The 1,884-nt window shown below is 59.6% G+C and carries 1 protein-coding gene; it reads right to left on the bottom strand.

What is annotated here, in order from left to right; translation table 11 throughout:
- Nucleotides 1-180: 180 nt before the first annotated feature.
- Nucleotides 181-1,704 carry an ABC transporter substrate-binding protein gene (locus ACP5EL_RS10175; RefSeq protein WP_428402399.1) on the bottom strand — a complete coding sequence of 508 codons (1,524 nt, stop codon included), beginning with the start codon at nucleotides 1,702-1,704 and terminating at the stop codon, nucleotides 181-183.
- Nucleotides 1,705-1,884: the final 180 nt, after the last annotated feature.

Below are 1,884 nucleotides of genomic sequence, written 5' to 3'. Positions count from 1 at the left end.
ACCACTTTGCCAGAAGGGCGAACTCCTCCAATACCAGCCACGTATTTAAACGTTGCGGGCGGGAGGATGGGCATCAGAATGTATCCTCAAAACCGACCATATAAACCCCATTTATGCGACTCAGGATGAAAGATAATGCCCCGGTGATCGGGGCATCGTATATTCGGCGTTTCGTCCATCCTACAGGAACGCCATCTTGTTCAGGGGTATCGGAACCCCGATGGCGATCCCGCCCCTGGTGTAGTACAGGTCCAAATCACCATTGTGGGCCCAGTACCAGTTGGGGTAGTAGAGGGTGAGGGCCGGAAGGTCTTCGGCGTAAAGCTCCTGGGCCTCAAAGATCATATCAGCCCGGTCGTCCTCGTCCATCTCGCTTTGCTGCTCTTCGAGGAGGTCGACGAGCTCTCCATCCTCATAGTACCTTGCGCTATTGAGGACCTCATCCAGGGTCATCCTCCGCAGGTAGTCGGGGTCTGCACCAAGACCGCCGTGGCCGAGGAGGGCGAGGTCGAAGTCCCACTCCTGAACCTTGGTGTCGAGGGTGGCGCCGTCCAGAGATCGGAGGGTGACTTCGAGGCCTGCGTCCTCCAGCTGCTCTTCGACGAGCTCGGCCACCCTGGAGCCGGGCCAGCCGACGATACCGCGCTCGGCCACCAGGATCTCCACCTCTTCACCCTCGCGTCCCAGGTCCTCGATGATATCCCGGGCCTCGTCCGGATCGTACTCGTACTGCTCGACGTCCGGATTGTACCAGTCGCTGTCGGGTGGAACCATTCCGGGGCTACCCACCAGAGCCTGGCCGCGCTGGGTCACCTCCACCAGGGACACGCGATCGATGGCATAGGCCAGAGCACGCCTGAACTCAGGGTCGGAGAAGGGCTCCTTCTGGTGGTTTATCATCAGCTTCGCGTTCCAGTCGTGAGAGCCTTCGATGATCTTTAGGCCCGCGTCCTTTAGCTGAATTGTCGCCTCGGGCGGGACGGAGGCCGCGTCCACGCTCCCCTGCCTCAGGGCGGCGGGGGCGGTCTGGTCAGACATCTTGCGGAAGACGATCCTTCCGACCTTCGGCGCGCCCGAATAGTAATCGTCGCGGGCCTTGTAGAGGTATGTCCCCTGGGCCTTGTTGTAGTCGGAGAGCCTGAAGGGACCGGTCCCGATCAGGGCCTCATCCTCCCTGAAGCTCGCGGGGTCGGAGACGCCGTCCCAGACGTGCTGGGGAAGGATTGGCAGGGTGCAGGCGACCAGGTCCATGAAGGGGGCGTAGGGCTCGGACAGATAGAGCTTCACGCTGCGGTCGCCTGTGGCCTCGGCCCGATCGATTATGCCGGAGTCGACCCACTGGTAGGGGTGGTCCTGGATGTACTCGACGGTGAAGACGACGTCAGAGGCATCGAACGGCTCGCCGTCGTTCCAGGTGACGTCCTCCTCAAGCTCAAAGGAGTAGGCGTTATCGTCTTCGATGTACTCCCAGTCCTCGGCGAGGGCCGGAAGGTACCCACCGTCGTCCTTCCAGACCAGGGTGTCGAAGAGGAGGCTCATCCGGACGTATCCGGGGCCCCGGGAGTAGTGGGCGTAAGGGGAGGGAAAGCCCCAGTCCCCCGTGGCATCGGCGATGGTGTACTCGGCCACCTCGTAGTCGGCGGCAGCTGCGGCGGGGCCAGTCGCCACCAGCGTGAGGAGAGGCAGCGCCAGTCCAAAGATCAAGGGTTTTAGCACTTTGAAACACCTCTTTTCGAATAGTGGAATCTCTTGTTATGGAGATGAATTTCATTCGGCTTATTTATGAATCTATCTATTTAAACTATGTACAAAACGGGAATTTAATTATTACCGGCTTTCCGCATCAACCCTCCAATCCGTAGTATTTTTCACAATCCCGTCCTA

The organism is Methanocrinis sp. (assembly GCF_049974945.1).
Lineage (GTDB): Archaea > Halobacteriota > Methanosarcinia > Methanotrichales > Methanotrichaceae > Methanocrinis.
This window is presented reverse-complemented; position numbering and strand designations above follow the sequence as displayed.